This window comes from Ochrobactrum sp. SFR4, assembly GCF_019730395.1.
GTDB lineage: Bacteria > Pseudomonadota > Alphaproteobacteria > Rhizobiales > Rhizobiaceae > Pseudochrobactrum.
This window is the reverse complement of the sequence record NZ_JAAPBB010000573.1, coordinates 1-305: the sequence shown is the minus strand read 5'-3', so window position 1 is coordinate 305 and position 305 is coordinate 1. Positions and strand designations below refer to the sequence as shown.

General features: G+C 51.5%; 1 protein-coding gene. It reads left to right on the top strand.

Going from position 1 to position 305, the window contains the following annotated elements:
- The coding region (locus HBA93_RS20310; protein ID WP_221724479.1) for a hypothetical protein at window positions 1-305 on the top strand (305 nt) is incomplete at both ends.

Below are 305 nucleotides of genomic sequence, written 5' to 3'. Positions count from 1 at the left end.
CAAACGTCTGGACTATGAGATTTCGATCATCGTCCGCATGAAATTTCCGGGCTACTTTCTGATCGTTTCGGACTTTATTAAATGGGCGAAACTGCAGGACATTCCGGTGGGGCCGGGACGTGGTTCCGGTGCGGGCTCGCTGGTTGCTTATGCGCTGACTATTACGGATGTTGATCCGCTGCGCTTCTCTCTGCTGTTCGAGCGCTTTCTTAATCCGGATCGTGTGTCGATGCCGGACTTTGATATCGACTTCTGTCAGGATCGCCGCGAAGAAGTGATCCGCTATGTACAGCAAAAATATGGTC